The sequence below is a fragment of the Sediminibacterium sp. FW305-C-49 genome, assembly GCF_058231085.1.
The window spans coordinates 1,240,791-1,261,266 of record NZ_JBIQXS010000001.1; the positions used below are offsets into that span (position 1 = coordinate 1,240,791).

The 20,476-nt window shown below is 41.6% G+C and carries 8 protein-coding genes and 1 tRNA gene; 7 read left to right on the forward strand and 2 right to left on the reverse strand.

Annotated elements, in window-relative coordinates:
- Window positions 1–66: 66 nt before the first annotated feature.
- From ACH3Z1_RS05185 to ACH3Z1_RS05215, 7 genes are all read left to right on the forward strand, one after another.
- Window positions 67–2,034 (forward strand): tetratricopeptide repeat-containing sensor histidine kinase, encoded by a 1,968-nt coding sequence (locus ACH3Z1_RS05185; protein WP_490820798.1) that lies wholly within the window; start codon window positions 67–69, stop codon window positions 2,032–2,034.
- Window positions 2,035–2,238: 204 nt separating this feature from the next.
- On the forward strand, window positions 2,239–2,688 hold the full coding sequence (locus ACH3Z1_RS05190) for a hypothetical protein (RefSeq protein ID WP_490820799.1): 450 nt from the start codon (window positions 2,239–2,241) through the stop codon (window positions 2,686–2,688).
- A gap of 61 nt (window positions 2,689–2,749) precedes the next feature.
- Complete coding sequence (locus tag ACH3Z1_RS05195; RefSeq protein ID WP_490820800.1) at window positions 2,750–13,198, forward strand: HYR domain-containing protein; 10,449 nt, start codon at window positions 2,750–2,752, stop codon at window positions 13,196–13,198.
- 508 nt (window positions 13,199–13,706) lie between these two features.
- Window positions 13,707–14,288, forward strand: coding sequence for a PhnA domain-containing protein (locus ACH3Z1_RS05200; RefSeq protein WP_490820801.1), 582 nt, complete (start codon window positions 13,707–13,709; stop codon window positions 14,286–14,288).
- 368 nt (window positions 14,289–14,656) lie between these two features.
- A tRNA-Ile gene (locus ACH3Z1_RS05205) sits at window positions 14,657–14,730 on the forward strand.
- A gap of 202 nt (window positions 14,731–14,932) precedes the next feature.
- Window positions 14,933–15,370 carry a hypothetical protein gene (locus ACH3Z1_RS05210; RefSeq protein ID WP_490820802.1) on the forward strand — a complete coding sequence of 146 codons (438 nt, stop codon included), beginning with the start codon at window positions 14,933–14,935 and terminating at the stop codon, window positions 15,368–15,370.
- Window positions 15,371–15,553: 183 nt separating this feature from the next.
- Window positions 15,554–16,408, forward strand: a complete 855-nt coding sequence (locus ACH3Z1_RS05215; protein ID WP_490820803.1) for a hypothetical protein — start codon at window positions 15,554–15,556, stop codon at window positions 16,406–16,408.
- Between the two features lie 102 nt (window positions 16,409–16,510).
- Here the strand turns inward: ACH3Z1_RS05215 and ACH3Z1_RS05220 are convergent, their stop codons facing one another.
- A complete protein-coding gene (locus ACH3Z1_RS05220; protein WP_490820804.1) occupies window positions 16,511–19,882 on the reverse strand; it encodes a DUF3427 domain-containing protein in 3,372 nt (1,123 codons plus the stop codon).
- Complete coding sequence (locus ACH3Z1_RS05225; RefSeq protein ID WP_490820805.1) at window positions 19,866–20,270, reverse strand: (deoxy)nucleoside triphosphate pyrophosphohydrolase; 405 nt, start codon at window positions 20,268–20,270, stop codon at window positions 19,866–19,868. Before ACH3Z1_RS05225 ends, ACH3Z1_RS05220 begins: the two co-directional genes overlap by 17 nt.
- Window positions 20,271–20,476 lie beyond the last annotated feature (206 nt).

Below are 20,476 nucleotides of genomic sequence, written 5' to 3' on the forward strand. Positions count from 1 at the left end.
TATTGATGTGTTTTGGTACCTATTTTTTGTCAACTCATCTTATTTGCAGCATATTTACAAGACTACATGTTGCGTGGTAACACGATACTGAAACGGAGCGGGGCTTTTTTATGGCCGCTGCTTTGCTGTTTTGTATTCTTTCTGGAATCAACGGCACAATACAATTATGTGGATACCGATCTGGTACGCCGGCAAATCAATGCAGCCAAAAGCGACAGTACCAGAAGCCGGTTGTATGGAATACTGGCCTGGGAAATGCGTTTCTCCCATCAACAGAAAGCGGTTGAACTGGCAGATAGTATGTTACTGATATCGTCTCCTGCAAAAGAGTATATCCGACTGGCTGAAGCATACCGTATCAAAGGTTTTGTAAAAGTGGTGAACCAGGATATTGACGGTTGTCTTAAAATGTATGAGCAGGGTATTCACTATGCTAAAAAAGCGAAAAGTAAATATTATGAATCCTCTTTTCTCAACCTCATCGGTGGGATGTACCAGGATAAAGGTGATTTTGATAAATCGATTCAGTTTTTTCTGGAAGCAGTAAAAGCAGCGGAAGAAAGTAAAAGTTCTGAAATGATTGCTTTTAGTGCCAATTGTATTGCAGAAGCCTATTCCGATGCAGGAAGACCCATCAGTTTTACGAGACCATATTATGAGAAAGCATTACAGGAAGTATTACCAAGAAAAAACTGGCAGTATGCTGGTATGATTCATTCCAATATGGCCAAGGAATACATGATGGCTGGACAAACAGATTCAGCTATGATTGAAACAGAGGCTTCTGTTGGTTACCTGAATAGGGTAAAGATGAAGGGCTATGTGTATGCAACATGTGCCACAGATATTGGAGAAATGCTTACTACACTCAAAGCGTATAAAGAAGCTGAACAATACCTGCTCGAGGCTTATCATATACTCGACAGTCTTAAAACAAAAGACAATAAGCTGATCGTGCTGTCTGCATTGTCTAATCTTTATGTTGAAAGTGGTCAGTACAACAAAGCGGTTGAAAGGGGGAGAGTGCTTTTATACCTGGCAGGTTTGTATAAATCAAAAGTATTTATGCGTAACGCATATAAAGTGTTATCAGAAACCGCAGAGAAAAAAGGGCAGATGGATAGTGCTTTGCTGTACTATAAAGCGTATAAGCACTGGAATGACAGCATCTTCAATGAAAACAAAGAGAGAACCATTGCCAATGCGGAGAGTAGAATGAAGCAGACCTTGCAGGCAAAAGAAAATGAACAGCTAAAATCGTCCAATACCAGGTTGCGCAATAACAGTCTGCTGGCAGCAGCTGTGGCCTGTATATTATTATTGGCGGCTTTGATTATTATATTGGCCAACAGAAAAATAAAACAAAAAAGTCAGGTGCTTGAATCGCAGAAGCAGTTGATCGAAAAACAATCTGCCGAAAAAGATATTCTATTGAGAGAAATACATCACCGTGTAAAAAATAACCTGCAGGTCGTTTCAAGCCTGTTGAATTTGCAGGCAGCGAGTATAACAGATGTAAAAGCTATTGATGCATTAATGGCCAGTCAGAAAAGAGTAAAAGCCATTTCACTGATACACCAGAACCTGTATGCATTTGAGGACCTGAGTACCATTTCATTTACTTCTTATATCCAGGAATTGTACAACGACCTGCGTCAGTTATACAATAAAGGGAATATTGAACTCATTTGCACAGCGGCTACTGAGCAACTGGAATTTGATATTGAACGATCAGTACCCTTGGGTTTGATATTAAATGAAGTGATCACCAATGCCTTGAAATATGCTTTCCAGGGTCGTGAGCAGGGTACCATTACCATCTCCTGTACATCGGATGCCGACAAATTGCTTACCATCATCGTTGCCGACAATGGTATAGGGTTACCTGTGGCTTTTGAAGACCATGTTTCCGGTTCACTCGGATTCAGAATTATCCGTGAGCTCACACGTCAATTGAAAGGAACTGTTACCTGTGAGGTGAACCCGGGAACCACGTTTGTTTTTAAGATTCCGCAAAACAGATCAAAGGCATAGCCACTCATTTGCAATTTCATACCCATTGTTTTGCATTTGGTACCATTTTGTGGCATAGCCCGAAACCCCTTGTTAATTTTCTGTTTCAATTACAGGGCAATATCCTCTTCCGGAGGCTAATGCCCTGTTGATTCAATATCCCCAATGTCCATTATAGCTGTATTTCCCTATATAGCTATAAGAAATCCGCCAAAACTAACCAAGATGCAAACTAACTGTACACGTCTGGCAGGCGCGTTATTGTGCCTTATGCTATTGTCATGGAGCCCCAAACTTATTACCGCTCCTCTATTCCAAACAAATGAGTTGACTGTTTCGGCAGAAGAATGGACCCTCGCTACTGAGAAAAACGGGGTGAAAGCCTATTACCGTATCACCACCTGTGGTGAGGACCAGGTTATATACCTGCGTTTTGTGAACAGCAATGCAGGTGCAGTGCAGGTAAGCTGGAAAGGTGAAATACAGTTTACGGGAGAAGCTGTACCAAGAAGCATCAAAGAAGATAATTCAACCCTTACCGTTCAGAATGGAGAGGTATCGGGAACAAGCTGTACCAATCCGGCGATTGTCGAGCTGGTGGTAAAACCGCTGCTGGCACCTGTTGTAAACATGGAAGCCTATTTCTTTCAGCAACTCACCATTACACAGAACTAATTAACCTGCGATCATGAGAAACACTACTATATCTTTTTCAGCGGCCTTTAAAAAATGCATCATGCTGGTCGTGATAGCAGTTACTGCTATTTTCCAGTTAGAGGCACAAACCTATTCATTTACCACCTGTGGTGCAACCGGTGCAACCGGTCCAACACAAACACAGGTAAACCTTGCTTATGCTTCTTCCAGCATTACAGGTGTTGTTAGTAATAATGGCATACAGGAATGGACGGTACCTGCTACCGGTCTGTACTCCTTAAAAGTAGCGGGCGCCAAAGGTGGCGGAGCCGGTGGTGGTAATGGGGCTGTATTATCGGGAGAGTTTATGTTGACCCAGGGTCAGGTAATACAAATTGCAGTAGGCCAGCGCGGTACCGGTGGTTTTGGTCAGCTCGGAAGTGTTAACAGCGGCGGTGGCGGTGGCGGTTCTTTTGTGGTGAACAAAACAACCAATACGATTCTACTGATTGCCGGTGGTGGTGGTGGCGGTAATGGAGACTATGGTTCTCCTTATATCAATGTGGCTGGAAATCCTGCCAACACAGGTACTTCTGGTAATAGCACCTACCAGGGTGGTGGTGGAACCAATGGAAATGGTGGGAAAAATGGTGTAACAAATGACCCTGCAGCAGGCGGCGGCGGTTACCTCACCAATGGAGAAAACTCTACAGGTACAACATTTGCAACAGGCGGTGCTGCATTTGTTAATGGAGCAACCGGTGGTTCCGGAAGAACAGGAACTTATTTTGGTGGTAACGGCGGATTTGGTGGCGGTGGTGGAGGTGTCTCAAATATATTGGTAAGAGGCGGCGGCGGCGGCGGTTATTCAGGAGGACAAGGCGCGTCTTATTCAATTGTGCAACCGACGATTTATACTTCTCTGCCAGACGCAGGTTATGGTGGCGGAGGTGGATCTATTAATAACGGAACCAACCAGCTTACCTATGCAACCAATGCTGCTGCAGGTTATGTTACTGTTACAACACTTACAATTCCTGCAGGTGCTTTGAAGTTTGATCCAAGTTTGCCAGCAGGTGATAATAGCAGATTGAACTATGTTAATATAGCCAATCCTTTCAGGGCTTTTCAAAAAGAAATAACAGTAGAATTCTGGATGTATGTACCCAATGCCAATTTACCTTTTGGGTCGGTAATGGGCCAGGGACCTACAAATCTTGACCAGAATTATTCATGGTTAATGCATCCGAATACGAATGGAACCATGACTTTCTATGTGAATGATGGCGGCACTTTGCGGGCAACCAATTGTAATATTATAGCAGGTTCATGGCATCATTATGCGGCAACGTCAAGTGCAACAAGTACAAAATTTTATGTTGATGGTGTTCTTGTACATACTGGTCCGGGTGTTTCAGGTAATATTATAAATGATGCAGCTTCTGTTATTCATATCGGGAAAGATGTACGGTATGCAACCCGTAATCTTCCAAATAATGATCCCACGAACAGGTATGCAACGATGACCATTGATGAAGTGCGTATATGGAGCCGCGAACTTTGTGGCGATGAAATTAACAACAATAAAAACTGCCAGCTCCTGAACCCGGCTACACAAAATGGGCTTGAGGAATATTATACTTTCAACCAGGGAAATGCAGATGCCAATAATACCGGAGTGACTACACTGACTGATTTTAGTGGTAAGAACAGGAGTGGTACCCTTAATAATTTTACGTTAAGTGGCACAAGTTCTAACTGGACAACTTCAGGTTCTACCAATACGGGTACTTGTGCAGCTTATGCAGCCACCATTCCAACAATAACAGCCAGTGGCCCAACCGATTTATGTTCGGGGTCTTCTGTAACATTAACAGCTTCGGCCGGTAGTAGTTACCTGTGGAGCAATGGAGCAACCACACCATCAATAACAGTAAGTCAGGCAGGTAACTATAGTGTAACGGTTGTTTCAGCAGGAGGCTGTAAGGCAAGTTCTGCAGCAAAAACGGTAACTGTTACAACCATCAATAACCAGGCTGTAGCAGCATCAGCAACCAATCTTTGCGGAACAGGCTCCTCAACCATAACACTCGCCTCATCGCAGGTGGGTATTAAATATACTTTACGCAACAATGCCAATAATGCAATTGTGGCAGGTCCGGTTGCAGGAACAGGAGCAGCTATCAGTTTCAATACAGGAACCATTTCATCTAACACAACTTATAATGTATTGGCAGAATCGGGACCAACCGGTGCACTCAACTTCAATGGTACAACTTATGTAACCATGCCGCACAATAATAGTTTGAATGTGAGTGCGGGTGGACAATTAACCATGGAAGCATGGGTAAACCCTGCAGTATCGAATCAATGGAGAAATATCCTGATGAAGGGTGCTTATGGTTATGGTATGGCCATTGATGCATCGAACCGGTTATATTTCTGGGATCAGGGTGCTGGAAATGCTTACGATACATGGTCTAATGTAACTGTACCTACTAATACATGGAGTCATGTAGCTGTTACTGTTCAGGATAACGGATCATCTTTATCAGTTAATCTTTACCTGAATGGCGTGAATGTAGGTAACAAAACATCTCCGATTGCACAGATCAATGATAATACAGAAAGCCTCATCATCGGTCGCCAGGGTACGGGTTGTGGCTGTAACTATTTCAATGGTAAACTGGATGATGTTCGTATCTGGAATACTGTTCGTTCGGCTTCAGCAATTGCTGCCAGCATGAATAATTGCCTGGCCGGATCAGAAGCAGGACTCGTGGCATTGTATAAAATGGATGATGGTAGCGGTACAACAGTACTCGATTCGAAATCGGCTAATAACGGAACAGTAGTAGGTACTGCGTCTTGGACTACAGGCAATGTCTTATGTGGTGCTGTGTGTAGTCAGCAGATGACCGAAACACCAACCATCACAGTAAAACCTTTACCTACCGTAAATCCGGTTACCAATATCGAAGTATGTCATAACAGCGGTGCAGTGCCTGCCATCAATTTTACAGGTGCAGTAGAAGGAACTATGTATAGCTGGACAAACGATAACCCATCGATTGGTTTGGCGGCCAATGGCACAGGAAATATTGCTTCATTTACTGCTTTAAATCCAGGTACTGTACCAGTTTACGCAAATATTACGGTTACGCCTTCGTTTACAGAAGGTGAAAATACCTGTACGGGAACACCTATCAGTTTTGTGATTCGTGTAAACCCGATTCCTGTTTTCAACGCTATTGCAAACCAATCATTGTGTATAGGATCTTCTTCAACAGCCATCAACTTAAACAGTGCTGTTGCAGGTACTACATTCAACTGGCTGAATACTACAGCATCAGTAAACATTGGTTTACCCAATGGAAACGGAGCGATCATTCCTTCGTTTACTGCTGTAAATAACACAAATGCACCTGTTACGGCTACCTATATGGTATTGTCATACTATCAGGGAGCAACCATGGGTTGTGGTACATCAAGACAATTCACTTATACAGTGAATCCAATACCGCAGGCTGTCATTACAGCAAGTGGACCAACTGCCATCTGCAATAACGGATCTGTTACACTCACGGCTTCAGTCGGTGTATCTTATTTGTGGAGCAATGGCGCAACAAGTGCTTCCATCACTGTATCACAGGCTGGAAATTATTCCGTAACCGTAACCGGTGCAGGCGGATGTACAGCCACATCAGCACCTGTTAGTGTTACCACTTATGCCCTGCCAACCATCAGTTGCCCATCAAATATCAGTGTTGTAAGTGCAGCTAACCAGTGTGGCGCTAATGTTACTTATCCAAATGCGGTAGTAACATCAGGTCCTGCCAACCCAACCATCACTTATTCTCATCCTTCAGGTTCATTCTTCCCTGTGGGTAATACAACGGTAACTGCAACAGTAACAGACGCCTGTGGCAATACAGCAAGCTGCACGTTTGTGGTAACGGTGCAGGATATAACACCGCCGGTATTGGCATGCAGCAATCAAACATCTTCTACACCGGTTAACTTCATGAGAGGAACAAGTGTGGGTGGAACTGCTGCTATTGTTTCATGGACAGGAATAAATGGCGCTTCTCAATATGCAAGTCCATCTCTGGGATCGAGCTGTAGTGAATCATGGAGGCCTTTTGGTACGCTGTGCGACGAAACGCCGAATACCAACAGCATGACCACCAGTACCAAGTCGAATCCAAACTCTGGTATTACATTCAATACCGGAGGCGTAAACAGTACGGGTGTATTTGTAGTTGACCTTGGTGCTACACAAACATTTAATCTGGCACAGGTTTACCAGATGTTCTCTGATGGAAAAACGACGCATGTAAGAGGATTCTATCATCCATCTGCATCAGCTACAGCTCCATCTATAACAGATGCGGGCTGGGTAGAAATGTTCCCTGAAACACTGGTAGGTCCGGGAGCCATCAGCGGAAGCAATGTTACCCTGCCAACCGAAATAACCTTTGGTGCTACCTCTGCACGTTATGTAAGATTCTATGTACGTAACGATGGCCGTTATGGTAGTGGTACCTGGATCGAAACAAGAAGTATTAAACTCTTTAGTACAGCACCGGCTGTAAACAATGTAGTTGTTACAGCAGCAGATGGTCAGTGTAATGCAGTGGCTACCTACAATGTACAGGCAATCGATAATTGTCCGGGTACTGTAGTTACTTATTCTATTCCAAGCGGTTCAAGCTTCCCGATCGGAACAACACCGGTTGAGGTAACAGCAACAGATGCTTCGGGTAATACAACTACCTGCTCATTCTCTGTTATTGTAAATGCACCTGAAATTAATGTAACAGGCAACTCAAATAATATCACAAGCGGAACAACTACCACAAGTGCCGCTAACAATACAAACCTTGGTGGAACATTACCGAATACACCTGTCAGCAAAACTTTTGTGATACAGAATACCGGAACTGCTGCTTTAAATATCAGCGCTATCAGCCTGTCTGGCATAGATGCTGCTGCATTCAGTATTAACGGTATTACATTGCCTGCCACTGTGGCGCCCAATGCTTCAGCGAATTTCAATGTAGTATTCAACAGCAATACACCGGGTATTAAAGAAGCAACCGTAACCATTCATAATGGCGACTGTAACGAAACAGTTTACCAGTTTGCAGTTAGCGGAGAAGTAACCTGTACACATCCTGTGTTCATCAATCAAAATCCACAGGTACAGGCCAATACAACTGAAACTACTTGTAACGCAGTGGTGAACTATCCATTGGCCGTGAATGGCATACCTGCACCGGGTCTCAGCTACACATTCAGTGGTGCTACTACTGGTAGCGGTAGTGGAACCGGCAGCGGACAAACATTCAACAAAGGAACTACACATGTAATTGTTACGGCAACAAATGCATGCAGTACGGTAATCAATGAGTTTGATGTAATTGTAACAGATAATGTAAACCCAATTGCCATCGCTCAAAATATTACGGTGAACCTGAATGCAGGTGGAACAGCAACCATCACCGCTTCACAAATCAATAACGGATCAACAGATAATTGTGCTGTTGTTTCAATTAATATCGATAAAACAAACTTCGACTGCAGCAATACCGGCGCCAATACAGTAACACTTACAGTAACAGATGCAAGTGGTAACAGCGCAACGGCAACAGCAACAGTAACTGTGGTTGACAATATTTTACCAACCATAACAGCCCCTGCTGGTATTACAGTAAATACAACTGTAAACTGTACAGCAACGGGCGTAGTATTAGGTACACCGGTAACTGCAGACAATTGCGCGGTACAATCTGTAACCAATAATGCACCGGCGGTATTCCCGATAGGTAATACAACTGTTACCTGGACGGTAACAGATGCTTCGGGCAATCTGGCAACGGCTTCGCAAATAGTAACCGTGAAAGATGTTACAGCACCTGTACCTGTAATCGGCAGTTTGCCAACGATTACCGCAGAGTGTAATGTTACCGTAACAACTATTCCAAAAGCAACAGACAACTGTTCTGGTATGATTAATGCAACCACTACAAGTCCGTTGTCGTACAATAACCAGGGTACTTATACCATTACCTGGAAGTACACCGATGCAGCAGGTAACAGCAGCACACAAACACAAACAGTAATTGTAAAAGATATAACACCACCTGTAGTAAGCTGTCCTCCACCTATTACTACAACTGCTCCGGCTAACCAGTGTGGTGCAACAGTTACATTCCCACAGCCAATGGTAACCGATAATTGTTCATCAGGAACAACCGGCGTGCATACACTTACCAGAGGAGCGCAGTTCTTCGATCATGCAAATAATGTAAATGAAGCTCAATTTAGTCCGGGACTGCCCATGAGTTTCTTCCCAACCGATGGTCAGAAGCTGGCCGTATTCCTGGTGAGCTGTGGCGCTACGCATTATATGTACCAGAATATTACATTACCTGCAAGTGGTCCGATCACCTTAGGTATGGATATGAAGTACACCAACCATTATGCAGCAGGGTTCAGTGCCAACCAGTTTATTGCAGTAGAGTTAAGAAACCCAACAACCAATGCGTTGATAGCCACCTTGTTCAAAACAAATCCTGGGGCACCGCAATCAACACCGATGACGCATTATAATTTCGATCTGTCTGCCTATGCAGGTCAGCAAGTGCGTTTGCAGATGATTGATGCAACGATCAACAACTACTACCTCGATGTAGAGCTCGATAACATCACGATACCAGGCAGCAGCCTTGTAAACGGAAGTTTTGAAACAGGTAATTACAATGGCTGGACAATCGGCAGTGCAAGTTCAACCTGTGGAACATTTGGTATTGGCTCAGGTCCATCAGTAACGATTGCACAAACAGCAGGATTACCATCTGGTTCAATCTTCCCGATTGGAACCACCACCAATACATTTGAAGTAACCGATCTGGCAGGTAATAAAACCACTTGCAGCTTTAATGTAACGGTGAATGCACCTGAGATCAGTATCAGTGGAAACGGAACAACCATAGTAAGTGGTGATAATACACCATCAACAACAGATCATACAGATCTTGGAGGAACCATACCGGGTAACAGTATCAGCAAGACATTTGTTATTGCGAATAATGGTACATCGGCACTTACTGTTTCATCTATTAATATCAGTAATGCAGCGTTTATAAGAAGCGGTATCAGTTTACCGGCAACCATACAGCCGGGTCAAACAGCCAGCTTTACAGTGAGCTTTGCTTCAACAGCGCTTGGTGTGCAGACTGCAGTGGTAACCGTTAACAACAACGATTGCAATGAAGCTGCTTACAGCTTTACTGTGAAAGCAGAAGTAACCTGTACCAACCCTGTGTTTGTAAACTTTAATGCACAGGTACTGGCCAACACCACAGCAACAACATGTAATGCGGTGGTAAATTATCCGCTCGCCGTAACAGGTATTCCTGCACCGGGTCTCAGCTATACATTCAGTGGTGCTACTACTGGTAGCGGAAGCGGAACAGGTAGCGGACAAACATTCAATAAAGGAACAACACATGTAGTGGTAACAGCGGTGAACCCATGTAATACTGTACTTGCTGAGTTTGATGTAATTGTAACAGATGTTACGCCACCAATAGCCATTGCACAAAACCTGACTGTTTACCTGGATGCAAGTGGTGTAGCAAGTATAACAGCAGCGCAGATCAACAACGGATCAAGTGATAACTGTGGTATTGCATCAATCAGTGTAAGCAAAACAGGTTTTGATTGCAGCAATGTGGGTGTAAATAATGTGATACTTACTGTTACAGATGTAAATGGAAATGTATCAACAGCACCTGCGGTAGTAACGGTGATCGATAATATTGCACCATCTATCACTGCTCCGGCCATGGTAAGCGTGGTGAATACACCGGGCTCCTGTATGGCCAGCGTAAACCTGGGTACACCGCAAACGAGCGATAATTGTGGAGTGGCTACTATAACCAATAATGCACCAGCATTATTCCCTGTAGGTACTACCATTGTTCGCTGGACGGTTACAGATATCCATGGTAATGTAACAGATACGGCTACACAGGAAGTAGTGGTCATCGATAACGAAAACCCAAGCATCAGTGTAACCAATATCAGTGTCAACAACGATGCAGGTAAATGTGCGGCAACTGTTGCCATCAGTCTGCCTGAAACAGCAGATAATTGCGGAGTAGCCACCGTAATGGGTGAACGCAGCGATGCTAAACTGTTAACAGAAGAGTATCCTGTTGGCACCACTACCATTACCTGGACGGTGAGAGATATTCATGGTAATATCAAAACAGCCGTTCAAACAATTGTAGTAACAGACAATGAAAAACCAACCATTACCGCACCTGCCATGGTAAGTGTGGTAAATATACCGGGCTCATGTATGGCCAGTGTAAACCTGGGTACACCGGTAACCAGCGATAATTGTGGCGTAGCTACTGTAACCAATAATGCACCTGCCTTATTCCCTGTAGGTACAACTATTGTAAGATGGATTGTTACCGACATTCATGGTAACGTAACCGATACAGCTACACAGGAAGTGGTGGTGATAGATAATGAGAACCCAACCATCAGTGTAACCAATATCAGTGTCAACAACGATGCGGGTAAATGTGGAGCTGCTATTCAGATCAGCCTGCCTGAAACAGCAGATAATTGCGGAGTAGCAAGCGTTATGGGTGTACGCAGCGATAACAAACTGCTCACAGAAGATTATCCTGTTGGAACCACCACTATCACATGGACGGTACGCGATGTGAACGGTAATATCAAAACAGCCACACAAACAATAGTGGTAACCGATAACGAAAAACCAGTTATTGCTTGTGCAGCCAACCAGGTGTTCTGTGCCAATACAGGTGGAAACACACAATACAGTATTCCAGTACTGAACCAGTCTGATAACTGTGGTATTGCAAGCACAACGTACAGCATTACAGGTGCCACCAACAGAACCGGTACCGGTACCAATGCCAGCGGAAGTTTTGCCATCGGCACATCAACCGTAACATTCACCGTAACTGATATACATGGTAATGTAAGCACCTGCAGCTTCACGGTAACCATTAATCCATTACCGGTGGCCAGTATCAGTGCAGCATCACCAGATGCATTGTGTAACCAGTTTACATTAACAGCTAACAGCACGTTAAGTGGTCCATTTACTTACCAGTGGTTGTATAACAACAATACAAGAGCAACCACACAGCAGTTAAGTCTTGGCTTAACAGATGCAGATGGTGTTTACAGTGTGTACAGCACAGATGTAAATGGTTGCAGAAGCGAGCTGGCTGCTAGTTACAACTACCAGAAACAAAACCTGGTAAGCAGTTATACGATACTGGGTATGAAAGAAGTAAAACTGGGTCAGTATAACAAAGTAGAAACCGGAAGCGTTGGTGTTATGAGCAGCAGAGGTGAAGCTGAGTTCGATAAATACAGTGCAGTAACAGGTGCAGGAAGTTTTGTAAAAGCACCAAGAATTGATACTGATAAAGGTGTAACCATCAACAGTAAAATCTATGGTGTTGCCAGCGTAACACTGCCAACCATGCAGTACAACACCAGCAACACAAGATACCTGCAGGATAAAACCATCAATGCAAATGTTACCACAACGGTAAGCGGTAATTACGATGAAGTAACACTGAAGAAAGGATCGAATGTAACCTTAACCGGAACAGTCTTTGGTAAGATTAAACTGGAAGAAGGAGCAAGCGTACGCTTTACATCAACTACCATCGATGTAGAAGAAATACAGATTGAAAAAGGACCGAAGAGCGGAGGTTACAGCTACATCAGATTTGCGCCTAACACGAGCATCAGGGTGAGCAAGAAAGTAACCATCGGCAGCGATGTAATCGTGAACCCAGAAGCTTACCAGGTAACCTTCTACATGGCCGATAACAGAAGAGATGAAGAGAAGTTCCATGTGAAAGGAGATGATACCAGGATCACCGCCAACATCATCTTACCGGATGGTAAACTGAAAGTAACCGGTGGTAATTATGGAGATGACAGATGTGATCACAGACCACATAGTTCCAGCAGTTGCCGTCACAGAGGACATGGTCACCACGACTGCGACCACAGAGGTCATGGCGACAGAGATTGCAGAGACGATGTATTCATGACGGGTCTGTTTATTGCCGAAGAAGTAGAAAGTGAAGGCAAGAATATCATCTGGAACAGTTACAACTGTGCGGCACCATCGGCACCGGTAACAGCGCTTACTTCTAATAACAACAAAGCAAGTGTTACGGAGGAAGTGGCTGCAAGCGGCAAGCTGCAGGCGGCAAGTAAGACTGAAGAAGAGTTGAAAGTAACGGTGATGCCGAACCCAAGCAGAACTTACTTCACGCTGAAACTGGAAAGCAAATACGATGCGCCGGTAACATTACGTGTGGTAGATGCAGCAGGCAGGGTGGTAGACAGCCGTGCAAAAATTGGATCGAACAGCACCATTCAGATTGGACATCATTATCATGCAGGTAACTACTTTGCCGAACTGGTACAGGGTAACCGCAGAAAAACCATTCAGTTGATCAAAGTGCAATAAGTACATAGTCCGGGGGGATTACTACCGAATCGCACTTTGACCCCCCTGCTGAATACAACCCAGACCCGCTTTCTTGTAAAGCGGGTCTTTTTTTGGAACAGAGGAATAAGGAATAAGAAATAAGGAATGTTCAAAGTAGGAGGATGTTTATTGGCCTTCGAAAAAAAGCGTTAAGAAATTTACGTAGTGAAGCGTTAAGCAATGGATGATGCTGGGTTTTGAGCTGATGCTGAAGCACAGACACATTCAATCAAAGAACTAAATGCCAGGCTTTAGACTTCATCCATTGTAGCTGAACGAAGTAAATTTTAGCTTTTTTTCGACAGCCTTGATTTTTTTTGTTACTTTTTTTCATCAAGGAAAAAAAGTAAACGGAGAGAAAGCCTTTAATAAAGCTGTTTTGATATGAAAACACCAAAGCAATAAGAGTTATTAAAAAACAGAACATGAGTTTTATCATACTACATACAACGCAGTTAACCTACCTTGCCCACTTAATTGAAACAGTATGAAGCTCGAAGAAATTTTACAGAACCGTGCCGGGAATGCCTGCGAACTATGTAGATCGAATGACAAATTGCAATTGTATAAAGTACCGCCGCAGGATCATGCCTATCCCGAGAACAGTATTATGATCTGTAGTAAATGTGAAACACAGATAGAGAAAAAAGAACCACTGGATGATGCACATTGGAAAGCACTCACCGAAACCATGTGGAGCGAAGTGCCGGGTGTACAGGTTATGGCCTGGCGTATGCTGAACCGTTTGCGTAAAGAAAGCTGGGCAGTAGACCAGCTAGACATGTTATACCTTACCGATGAAAACCTGGCCTGGGCCAAAGCCACCGGCGATCATGAGTTTGATGGCGAAGCCCAGCTACATACCGATGCCAATGGCAATTTTTTACAGGAAGGTGATACCGTGATACTGGTAAAAAACCTCGATGTAAAAGGCACCAGTTTTACCGCCAGACAGGGCACTATTGTAAAAAACATCCGTCTGGTAAGAGACAATACCGAACAGATTGAGGGAAAAATAGAGAACCAGATGATTGTGATATTGACTAAATACGTGAGGAAGCAAAGTTAGCTGTGAGCTATGAGCCGTGAGCTTCGAGTCGGAGAGATTGCTCCAAAGGTTATTTCTCGAGGAGGTACCAAAACGCTCATAGCTCACAGCTCAAGGCTCATAGCCCATAAACTCCAATTTGCTTTCAAAAATTAACCGTAATTCATTATTTTTGCCGCCCAAGAGCAATCTGAAAAGGTTACTCCGGGCCTATAGCTTCCGCCCGAGGCGGAGTAAGAGCACCTTTAGGGTGTTTTTTGTTAGGTAAAACTTTTTTGAAAACAGCATTAGTTGTTTTCGGGCCTATAGCTTCCGCCTGAGGCGGAGTAAGAGCACCTGTTTGGGTGTTTGCTGTAGGAAACTTTTAGGGAACAACGATTGTTGTTTTCGGGCCTATAGCTCAGTTGGTTAGAGCACCTGACTCATAATCAGGGGGTCCCAGGATCATGCCCTGGTGGGCCCACAAAGCGAAGATGAACATCTTCGCTTTTTTATTTCAAAGCGCTCAGTTGCACGCCCGCCTAAGGAGGGGTTAGTGCATCCCGACTAAAGTCGGGAGGGTCCCTGGATCATGTCCCGATTTAATCGGGATGCCCGCTTAACAATCAACCCGATACAATCTAAAATGCATAACTGCCTATCTTTATTACCAGTAAAACAGGAACATGAAATTCAAAACATTTTTTTTGCTGGTCCTCTTATTCGTAACCTGTATGGAATCGTATTCGCAGCGAACACGAATTCGTAATAACCTCAATGCTGTCATACAGCGCCTCAACGACAGCCTGAAAAAATACGATGAAATGGGGCGCAACGTTCAGTTGTTGTCTGATTCTGTTTTTGCAGTAAAGAATGGAAACAGTAACTTAATAAAAGTGAATGTGCTGAAACTGAATGCATCAAAAAACGATTCTTTTAATCGAGGAGGCATCGGGTTTGTGCCCATCAATTATCAAACACATGTTCCTGCCAACTGGATCTATTTTCATCAGCCCGGTCAAACCAACCGTCTGAAACTTGAAAAAGCAACGGAGGCTGAAGCCCGGCGATTGTATCATTTATTCTTAGACATGAGACGATACATGCTGGCGCTTAGAAGATGAAGTGATATGCTCACCACACAAGAATAAATATAAGCCGGGGTTCATAAGATCATGTCCCGATTATAATCTGTATAGTTCTACAAAGCGAAGATGAAAGTCTTCGCTTTTTTGTGGGTAACAACCCTCTTTAGCCGCATCAAAAAAGTAGAGAAATCGTTAACTTCCTGATAAAACCTGAGCCCTATGGATTTCGAACGAATTATCGGCGGAATAGAAAAATTATTGTACCGTATTATTATTGAAATAATTCTCTTACCCATCACCATAAAACGGTTATTCAGGAATACGAAAAACTGTTACAGCATTGTAGAACAGGAAGAAAATATTCCCCAGGAAGACGCCCGGTACCTGAACATCACTTCTCCGGTAAAACTGGCCATCATTATTGCCATTGTATCATTGTATGCATTGCAGCAGATGACCAGCATCGATGAAACACTGGGTGAGGCAACCATTACGGCTGTTGAAGATTCGGTGGCAACAGCAACCAACCCGGCCATGGCAACCGTTGATACAACCCAGACAGATACAAGTGCTGTTTCAGATACGGAACAGGTTATTGAAAACGAAGCGGAGCGGGCCAGTTACCTGGTAGAATCTATAACCGAATCGCTGAGCAAACTTAATTTGGTGGAGCAATCGCTGCTCATTTTTCTGGTAGCCAATTTCGATGCCATATTGCTGGCCCTGGTATTGGGGCGAATGCGAAAACAGCCATTTCCCGGCGATGTTTTCCGACGGTCTTTTTTCTCGATGATCTATGCAAAGAGTTATACAACGGTGCCTACCCTGCTGATGATGCTCTGTGCCATTTTTATTCCAACAGCGGCTAATAATACAGACGAAATGCCACTGTTAACCTCAGAAATACTATTATTCATCGGGCTGCTGTTGTACCTCTGGGGTATTTACCTGTTTGTGCGAGCCACATACCATATTCTGCAGCAATATATTGGTGAGAAAAAATGGTGGTTTAAATCATTGCTCCTGCTCTGTTTGCTTGTATTGGGTTATGGGTGGATTGTTTTTGCGGTTTGAGTTATTTGCTTGGAGAAGGGTTACTCGTGCCTCAGAGATCCTTCGACTAACTTTAAAATGTATACTCTGCGGAAAAAGAAACATTTACTACATTGTTGAAATTTACATTTTCAGAACAGTAATAAATTCACCAATTACGTTCATTCCGTCGGCTTGTTCTCTGTTAAGAACGATATCGGTATATGTCTTGTCGAATGAATTCGGTTTTAATACAATTTCATCGTGCCCCCAAGTTTCTTCATTTATTGATTTTTGACTCGAAAAAACTTTAACTGTAAACTGTGCTTCAAAATCAGGATCTTGTATAACTCTATTTTCAACCAATACTATTTTCCCATCTCGAGAACCTCCGCTATATTTTTTGAATATACAAATTGCTCCATTGGGTATCCTTCTATTCATAGACTCTCCAACTACTTTAATTGCAAAGTAGTCATCACTTTTGGCGTACTGTTCATCAACTTCAATTTGAGAAAAAGTATTTTTATATTGTAACTCACTAAAACTTCCAGCAGCAGCATACAAATCATAAAAAGGAATTGTAAATTTTGGCTGAACCTTAGTTGCTTCTGATATCGTTTCTTCTTGACTACTATCTGAGTTGTCCTTCTTTTTCGAGTAAACTTCCGTTATGTATTTATATAAATTATCTGGTACAGGCTGCTGTAATTTAAATTTAAAGTGAACGACAGGTTTATCGGATTGCGGCATTAACGCCTGTTCTACAGAATCTTTAATAATTGAAACATCTCCCATATAGTAAAAATCAGTTCCTTCGGCATCCTCCTTTTTAACGAAAAGTAAAATACGCTTTGACCTAATTACATTTTGTATTTCCTGATTTTCGACCTTCCTGCCAGACCTTGACTCCCATGCAAATACTGATGGGGAAATAAAATGGTCGTTATAGTTGATAGAATCGACGATTTCAATTGATTTATGATAAGTTACAAAACAAGGCGTTGTTTTATTTCTTGTTTTGTAGCCATAAACAGTACTACTAATATCACTATCCCAATTTAGTAATCTGCAAACATCTTTTCGACTATATTTATTATAAAGCACAAGGCCTTCTTTATAGTTTTCTTTAACAAACCCCTTTTTAAACGTGGCAATCGAATAGTTTATAGAGTCGATGAGGAACTCCTTAAAGATCGTGTCGTTTAGTATTTCAAGAAAATGAGTATGAAGCTTAAAAATGTCTTCTTCACGATAAATGATATTTTCATTTTTTCGAACGAACTTAAAGTTTAGATTTGAAATTAAAGAATCAACTGTTTCTAGACTCGGCTTGTAGCCATATTCTTCAAAGACCTGATCTCTGAAGTTTTTAATGCTAATCTTAGTGTTTGTCATTAGAACCTTTAGAATAAAACTCTCCTCGATTCTTTTGGCATTGTTTATCTCTTTAGAAAATAACTCCAATAAGTCAGATTGTTTTTTAGCCAGATTGATTTCAAAAGTAGCATCTGCTTTTTTTATAAAATTATAATAGGATTTAGCATACTCAACAAATAAAAATGGGTCTCTTAATTCATGATTTAAAAAATCCATCATCATAGGAATACGTCCTAATCTAGATTTCAAGAGTTGATAATCTTTTTTTAGATCTAAAAAAATAGTCATGTTTGCGGAATCTATTGATTCGTATATTCTCTCCTTGGTAATCTCGTCAAAGTTAATTGTAGATGAACCCGGCAACATTTTACTACCTTCCGAAATCAGTCTTCGTAAAGTGTCCTTATTGTAGGAAGTGTCCCCGTATAGCGCTATTGGAATTAAATAATTGTTCTTGTGATTTCCAATAAAGTCAACAACTGTTAGATAATCTTTTCCTTCGGCTTTCCGCAACCCTCTTCCTAATTGCTGCACAAAAACGATGGCAGAATCAGTAGGTCTAATCATTAGAATTTGGTTCACTTTCGGAATATCTATCCCTTCATTGAAAATATCAACTGTAAATATATAGTCGAGTCTTTCGTGATTATTGCTAGATTCTAATCTTGCAATAGCATCGCTCCTTTGTGCCTCAGAGCTTTCGCCTGACAACGCAACTGTTTTAAATCCAAAATCATTGAACTTTTGCGATAGAAAAGATGATTCTGTATTTGTAGAACAAAAGGCTAGTCCTCTAGTAATACCATTGTCACTGCTATAAAGTTTGGCATTTTGTATGATTTTCTCAACTCTTTCATCACTAGTCAAACGAGTAAAATAACGAGTATCATCAACTACCTCATTATTTACGATTAAGTCAACAACACCGTAGTAATGAAATTCACTCAACATTCCTTCTTCCATTGCTTTGTTCAACCTGATCTCATACCCAATATTATGGTCAAAGAGACTGAAGATATCATTGCCATCTGTTCGTTCCGGTGTAGCCGTCATCCCCAATAAGAATTTAGGTCGAAAATATTCTACCAGTCTTCGGTATGAGTCTGCACCTGCGCGATGTGATTCATCAATTATAATGTAATCGAATGCTTCTTTTTCAAATAAATTTAGATTTTCTTCCTTCGAGATAGTTTGAACGGTCGAAAAAATAAAGTCTTTCTCTAGTTCTTTTTTGTCCCCAGAGTAAATGCCGAATGTCCTCTCATTTTTAAATAGTAATTTAAACGTTTCAAGTGCATGTTGTGCAATATTTAAACGGTGGACAACAAATAGTAATTTTTTAGGGCTAAAGCTCTTAACATCAAATGCCGATAAGTATGTTTTACCTGTCCCTGTGGCAGAAATAATAAGAGCTTTAGTTTTATTTGCTAGCCGTAATTTCTTTAAGTTTTCCAATGCAGCTAGTTGCATGGAATTTGGCTCGATTTCTTTTTCAAGAAAATTAGGCTTTTCAAATTTCAGTTGTTGATTGAACAATCTGCCCTTATCATATTCGATTTGATAAGCAGTAATGAACTCGTCGGTGACTAAAGTTGCCTTCTCAAAATCGTTATTAAATTCTGATAAAAAGTCATTAACAATACCACTAGAGCCTAATCCTGAAACCTTTAAATTCCATTCCTTATTTACAGTTAAAGCCTGTGAAGTTAAGTTGCTACTTCCAACTATTATATTATAGTGTTCTTTTTTCTTAAAGATATAGCCCTTACAATGAGAATTGTTTGTTGTAGATATTTTGAGCTGTATATTCTTAAAAATCTTTAACCTTTTTAGCGCTTCAGGTTGTGTGAAATTTAAATATTGAGAAACTAATATCTTTCCTTTAATATTTCTTTTCTCTAAAACAAGCAAACTATTTAATAACACTGCGATACCACTAGTTGTAACGAACGCAACTGAAATTAGAAATTCGTCACAAGTGTCAAACTCTTGCAGAAGAGTAGACAAAACTTTTTCTTTGGGGATTGTTTTATTGGTTAAAAGTTGAGGCCGATATGCTAATTCGGATTCAATTGTTTTATTAACAAATCCTGTTTGTAGGCTTTTATGAAAATTTTCATTAAATAGACCATCCATCTTGTAGCAGCTTTTTTACAATAGGTATATCGGCAGCAGCCCAATCAAGATTTATTAGCTCCGATCGTTTTAACCATTTTGATGAAATATGTTCAGTTAATACAATTTGTTTTGTATCTGTATTGCATAAGAAACTATGCATAGTTAATTCAAAGTCAGGATACTGATGAATAACGGTGAGGTATAGCTGGTTTATTTTAGGGTTAATATTCAACTCTTCGTTTAATTCTCTTTTTAATGCATCTTGTTTAGTCTCGCCCGGTTCAATTTTTCCTCCAGGGAACTCAAATTTTTTTGAGATATACTCGAATTTACTTTCAGCCCTTTGCGCACAAAGAATTTCATTTTCATGTATTAATATCGCAGCTACAACTTCTATTTTCTTCATATAATGTAATAATACTTAATTTTCGATATATGAAATTGCCCCAACTTTAAACGCTCATGTATTAAGGTTTGTTTCGATTCTCAAAACTGATCGTAAACGATTGATTTTTTTTTAGAGTGTACCCAAAGTTCAAAATCTCCGAAACCTGCATATCAGTAAGATTATTTCTTTTTAACCACATATCATTAAGCAATTTTCGAAACCCC